The sequence below is a fragment of the Anaerotruncus sp. DFI.9.16 genome, assembly GCF_024461615.1.
Taxonomy (GTDB): Bacteria; Bacillota; Clostridia; order Oscillospirales; family Ruminococcaceae; genus Anaerotruncus; species Anaerotruncus massiliensis.
The window spans coordinates 1-5,666 of the sequence record NZ_JANFZX010000098.1 but is presented as its reverse complement, the minus strand read 5'-3'; the positions used below and the strand labels follow the sequence as shown (position 1 = coordinate 5,666).

The window sequence follows — 5,666 nt, the reverse complement described above, 5'->3', positions numbered from 1 at the left end:
CGCCCAAGAAATGGACGAAAGAAGGGCGCTCAAGGGGGGCTCACTTGAAGAAGACCGGGCGCAAAGCTCGCCCCCCTTGAGAATCCCCCCGCCGCTCACGTCCAGCCAACTGCACATAGAAGACTAGTACGGCCTTCCAAACAAAAAAACACCTCCGGATAACCCAGAGGTGCTATTCATCCTTTACATATTCAATTATATCAGAAACCTTGCAATCAAGAATAAAACAAAGTGTATCAATCGTACTCGTTTTTATTGGTTTCCCAGACCGTATCTGGTGAACCGTAGCAGAACTTATACCCTGCTTATTGATCAGCCAATATTCTGTAACACCCTTTTTTATCAGCGTCTCATGAAACGGCCGATAACTAATCATACGAATCACCCTACCAAGAGTAACACAAGGATCATGCTTGACTATGCTCGTTACAACGACTATAATGATCCTAGGGTGATTAGTATGGAAGATTACAGGCTCGCTTATTATTTTCTGTCAAGCAAGGTATCCGAAATTGCTGAAATCCTGCGCAAGCCGCTGGAGGGCGAGACACGCGAACAGATCAAGAACAGCGCGGCGGCGCGGACGGTTCAGGCGATGGACCTGTTGGAGGACGCGCGGCGCCGCTCGCAGGAAATGCTGCACGCGAGCGAGCCCCAGAGGGATTAGCGCGCCCGCCGTCCCCTGTTGGGAGCGCCGCAGCTGACTTTGCATTTTGGCAGCAAAAGCACCTGTGCCCCCTTACGGGTACTATGGGACGTGCCTTATTGCCGCGGCGGGCTGGACGTGAGCGGCGGGGGGATTCTCAAGGGGGGCGAGCTTTGCGCCCCGCCTTCTTCAAGTGAGCCCCCCTTGAGCGCCCTTCTTTCGTCCATTTCTTGGGCGATCAAGAAATGGACCCGCCCGCCGGGGCGGGACCCGGCAATCCCCGCCGTCGAAGGCGGCTCATTGAAAGCGCCCCGGAGGGGCGCGAAGAAAGCTCCGCCGGGCGCAGCGCGGCAAATGAACAAAAGAGCCGCCCTCGCGGGCGGCTCTTTCAAAAAACCGATTACTTATGATCAACGGTAGCCATGTGCTGGATGAGCATGAGGACCTTGTTGCTGTAGCCCCACTCGTTGTCATACCAGGAAACCAGCTTGACGAACTTGTCGGTCAGCGCGATGCCGGCCTTCTTGTCGAAGATGGAGGTGCGGGCGTCGCCGATGAAGTCGGACGAAACCACGTCGTCCTCGGTGTAGCCGAGGATGCCCTTGAGGGAGGTCTCGGAAGCCTTCTTGAGCGCGGCGCAGATCTCCTCATAGGAGGCGGCCTTCGCGAGGTTGACGGTCAGGTCGACGACGGAGACATCCAGCGTCGGGACGCGGAACGCCATGCCGGTGAGCTTGCCGTTCAGCTCGGGAATGACCTTACCCACAGCCTTGGCGGCGCCGGTGGAAGACGGGATGATGTTGCCGGAAGCGGCGCGGCCGCCCCTCCAGTCCTTCTTGGAAGGACCGTCAACGGTCTTCTGGGTGCCGGTGGTGGAATGGACGGTGGTCATCAGGCCGTCGACAATGCCGAACTCGTCGTTGATGACTTTCGCCAGAGGCGCCAGGCAGTTGGTGGTGCAGGAAGCGTTGGAGACGATGTCCATGCTCGGCTGGTAGGTCTCGTGGTTGACGCCCATGACAAACATCGGCGCATCCTTGGAGGGCGCGGAGATGATGACCTTTTTGGCGCCGGCCTTGAGGTGGGCCTCAGCCTTGTCCATGGTGGTGAAAACGCCGGTGGACTCAACCACATACTCGGCGCCGCAAGCACCCCACGGAATGTTGGCGGGCTCCCGCTCGGCATAGAACTTGACAGTCTTGCCGTTGACGATGATCGCGTCGTCGGTGTAGCTCACTTCGCCCGTGTACTGGCCATGAATCGTGTCATAGCGAAGCATGTAAGCGCAATAGTCAGGGGTCATGAACGGATCGTTGACGCCCACGAATTCAATGTTCGGATTGTCCAGTCCAGCGCGGAAAACCAGTCTGCCGATACGGCCAAAACCGTTGATACCAACTTTAATTGCCATTGGAAACAACCTCCTGTATTTTTGATACCTTTATCATAATACAAATCTCTGGAAACTACAAGAACCTTGATAAACTTTAAACGATTTTTTTTATTTTATTCAAACCCGGGATATTTATACTTTGCTTTTTATTGAAAACGCCCAACTCCTATTGAAAATCACACCCTCATATACTATAATTGAAGCGGAATTTATGTCGATTTGTGTCGAAAGGTCCCTGTTTTCCCTGTTCCCGGGCCTTCATGCAATATTTGGAATCCGAATATTTCCGCGGTCCTTCCCAAATGATAAGTGCAGTTCCGCAGCGAGGAGGTGCGCCTTTGGACGATCCCCGAACAGACTTTTTTTTCGACCAGCTGACCGGGCTCCTGGACGCCTCCGGCCAGCCCGCCGCCGTGATGGACCATGATTTTCGTCTCGTCTGGTGCAGCGCCGCCGGCTCCCGGGAAATGCCCGCTCTGGCCCTGCCTGACGGCGCGCAGCTGCTGCTGCACGGTTACGACCCCGAGGTCGTCCGCGCGGAGATCGACCGGTGCGGTTCCTTCACCACCGCCGGCCCCAACCACCTGTTCGCAGAGCGGCCGACCGTCATCTGCGCCCTGCCCGACGGAAGCGGCCGCTATCTCATCCAGCCGGTCTCCGGCGCCGAGCAGGGCTCCGGCATGCGACCCGAGGGGATGTCGCGGACGCTCTCCTCCTTCGGCAACCAGTACCGCGCGCCGCTGACCGTCATCTTTTCGATGCTCACCCTCCTCTCCCGCAACTGCGGACCCGGCTCGTCCGAAAAGGATCGCGAGCGCATGCCCGATTACCTCGCCGCCATCAACCAGAGCGCCTTCCGGCTGCTGCGCAGCAGCGAGTGGATTTCCGATTACACCCGCCTCACCTATGGGTTTTCGCCCGTGCGGACCCGGCGGGTCGACCTCTTCCACTACCTGCGCGAGCTCTTTTCGGCGGCCGCCGACTTAATCGAGCCGACCGGCATCCCGCTCTCCGCGGACATCCCCGGGGGGATGCTGCCCGCCGCCTGCGACACCCAGAAGGTGTCCGCGGCCCTGCTCAACATCCTCTCGAATTCCTGCCGCTACACCCGCCCCGGCAACCAGATCGCCGTCCGGGTGCGCTTCAAGCGGGGGATGCTCAGCGTCTCGGTCGCCGACCGCGGACTCGGGATCCCGCCCGACGTGCAGCCGCGCGTCTTTGAGCCGTACTTCTCCTACGACCACGGGGGGCGGCCCTTCTCGGGCAACGGCCTCGGCCTGACGATCGCCCGCGATTCCATCGCCGCCATCGGCGGCACCATCGCGCTCACCTCCACGCCCGGGAAGGGAACCACCGTCGTGTTCACCCTGCCCGTGGAGGACGACGAGAGCGTGCCGCCCGCCGTTTTCTGCGAGGCCGCCGACTACCTCTCCGACCGCTTTTCCCCCCTGCGCGTCGCACTCAGCGACAGCATCGACTGCCCGCTCTGAAAGGACCGCCCTCCGGCGGTCCTTTTCCTTTTGCCGTCCGGCCGCCGGGCGGGCCCCGGGCGGCAAAAACTTTCCACAGCCCCTGTTCATTTTACCCAATTCGTGGTATACTATATCATTACATTGACGACACCAAACTCATGCAAGGAGGTTCCACATCATGAATGGAACAGGAAAGACATTTTACATCACCACCCCCATCTACTATCCGTCGGACAAGCTGCACATCGGGCACAGCTACTGCACTGTCGCGACGGACGTCATGGCGCGCTACAAGCGTATGCAGGGGTTTGATGTCATGTTCCTGACCGGCACCGACGAGCACGGCCAGAAGATCGAGGAAAAGGCGAAGGCTGCGGGCGTGACCCCGCAGCAGTATGTCGACAGGGTGGTCGCCGGCATCAAGGAGCTGTGGAAGCTCCTCAACATCTCCAACGACCGGTTCATCCGCACCACCGACGACTACCATGTGGAATCGGTGCAGAAGATTTTTAAGGACCTCTACGACAAGGGCTACATCTACAAGGGCTCCTACAAGGGCAAATACTGCACTCCCTGCGAGTCCTTCTGGACCGAGAGCCAGCTGAAGGACGGCAAATGCCCCGACTGCGGCCGCGAGGTCATCGACGCGGAGGAGGAGGCCTACTTCTTCAAGCTCTCCGCCTTCCAGGACCGCCTCATCAGGCTCTACGAGGAAAACCCCCACTTCATGGAGCCGCAGAGCCGCCTCAACGAGATGGTCAACAACTTTATCAAGCCCGGCCTCGAGGACCTGTGCGTCTCCCGCACCTCCTTCTCATGGGGCATCCCCGTCACCTTCGATCCCGGCCACGTCGTCTACGTGTGGGTCGACGCGCTGACCAACTACATCACCGCGCTCGGCTACGCCAACGACAAATACCACGAGTTTGAAAAGTTCTGGCCCGCCGACGTGCATTTCGTCGGCAAGGAGATCATGCGCTTCCACACGATCATCTGGCCCGCTATGCTCATGGCGCTCGACCTGCCGCTGCCCAAAAAGGTGTTCGGCCACGGCTGGCTGCTGCTCGAGGGCGGAAAGATGAGCAAGTCCAAGGGCAACGTCGTCGACCCCGTCGTGCTCGTCGAGCGGTACGGCGTCGACGCCATCCGCTATTTCCTGCTGCGCGAGTTCCCCTTCGGCTCGGACGGCCTCTTTTCCAACGAGGGGCTCATCACCCGCATCAACGCCGACCTCGCCAACGATTTGGGGAACCTTGTCTCCCGCTCGGTGGCGATGGCGGAGAAATACTTCGGCGGCACCCTGCCGGCGGAGCGGAAATCCGAGCCGGTCGACGAGGAGATCATCTCGATCGCGCGCGGGCTCAAGGACCGCTACGAGGCGCAGATGGAGCAGTATGCCTTCCAGAACGCGCTGATCGAGGTCTTCAAGCTCATCTCCCGCACCAACAAATACATCGACGAGACCGCCCCCTGGGTGCTCGCCAAGGAGGAGGCCAACCGGCCCCGCCTCGCCACGGTGCTCTATAACCTGCTGGAATGCGTGCGCATCGCGGGCATCCTGCTCGCGCCCTTCATGCCCGCCACCTCGCCCAGGATTTTCGCGCAGATCGGCGCCGCCGGCGACATCACCACCTACGAGTCCGCCGGGACGTGGGGCCTGCTGCCCGCCGGCGTGACGGTCAAAAAGGGAGAGGGCCTCTTCCCGCGCATCGACGTGGCCAAGGAGCTCGAGGCGCTCGAAAAGGCGCGCGCCGCCGCCATGGAAAAGGCCGCCGCCGCGGAAAAGAAGCCCGCCTCCAAGGCGGAACAGCCGGAGGGGGTCGCCTCGCTCATCACGATCGACGACTTCGCGAAGGTGCGGCTGCGCGTTGCGCAGGTGACCGCCTGCGAGCCGGTGCCCAAGGCGGATAAGCTCTTGAAGCTCACCCTCGACGACGGCAGCGGCACGCCCCGCCAGGTCGTGTCGGGCATCCATCCGTGGTACGAGCCGGAGGCGCTCACCGGCAAAAAGGTGATCGTCGTCGCGAACCTCAAGCCCGCCAAGCTGCGCGGCGTCGAATCCAACGGCATGATCCTCGCCGCCGACGCGGGCGAAAACGACGTGAAGGTCATCTTCGTCGACGAGTCCGTCCCCTGCGGTTCGGTGGTCCGGTAG

At 60.5% G+C, this 5,666-nt stretch carries 5 protein-coding genes; 3 read left to right on the top strand and 2 right to left on the bottom strand.

Going from position 1 to position 5,666, the window contains the following annotated elements; all coding sequences use genetic code 11:
• Positions 1–172: 172 nt before the first annotated feature.
• Positions 173–376 (bottom strand): helix-turn-helix transcriptional regulator, encoded by a 204-nt coding sequence (locus NE609_RS16725; protein WP_121587611.1) that lies wholly within the window; start codon positions 374–376, stop codon positions 173–175.
• An 84-nt stretch (positions 377–460) separates the two neighbouring features.
• On the opposite strand from NE609_RS16725, the gene NE609_RS16720 reads away from it, so the two are divergent.
• Entirely contained in the window at positions 461–667 is a 207-nt protein-coding gene (locus NE609_RS16720; RefSeq protein ID WP_101549144.1) for a hypothetical protein, read from the top strand.
• 379 nt (positions 668–1,046) lie between these two features.
• Here NE609_RS16720 and gap read toward each other — a convergent pair whose 3' ends face one another.
• Positions 1,047–2,057, bottom strand: a complete 1,011-nt coding sequence (gap, locus tag NE609_RS16715) for a type I glyceraldehyde-3-phosphate dehydrogenase (RefSeq protein ID WP_101549142.1) — start codon at positions 2,055–2,057, stop codon at positions 1,047–1,049.
• A 320-nt stretch (positions 2,058–2,377) separates the two neighbouring features.
• On the opposite strand from gap, the gene NE609_RS16710 reads away from it, so the two are divergent.
• Together NE609_RS16710 and metG are read left to right on the top strand one after the other, a co-directional pair.
• Complete coding sequence (locus NE609_RS16710) at positions 2,378–3,529, top strand: sensor histidine kinase KdpD (protein WP_256153173.1); 1,152 nt, start codon at positions 2,378–2,380, stop codon at positions 3,527–3,529.
• A 160-nt stretch (positions 3,530–3,689) separates the two neighbouring features.
• Positions 3,690–5,666 (top strand): methionine--tRNA ligase, encoded by a 1,977-nt coding sequence (metG, locus tag NE609_RS16705; RefSeq protein ID WP_256153172.1) that lies wholly within the window; start codon positions 3,690–3,692, stop codon positions 5,664–5,666.

What these genes read in the sequence shown, in the direction of transcription:
- NE609_RS16725 (WP_121587611.1), bottom strand. Translation starts at nt 376, where the DNA reads ATGATTAGTTATCGGCCGTTTCATGAGACGCTGATAAAAAAGGGTGTT.
- NE609_RS16720 (WP_101549144.1), top strand. Translation starts at nt 461, where the DNA reads ATGGAAGATTACAGGCTCGCTTATTATTTTCTGTCAAGCAAGGTATCC.
- gap (WP_101549142.1), bottom strand. Translation starts at nt 2,057, where the DNA reads ATGGCAATTAAAGTTGGTATCAACGGTTTTGGCCGTATCGGCAGACTG.
- metG (WP_256153172.1), top strand. Translation starts at nt 3,690, where the DNA reads ATGAATGGAACAGGAAAGACATTTTACATCACCACCCCCATCTACTAT.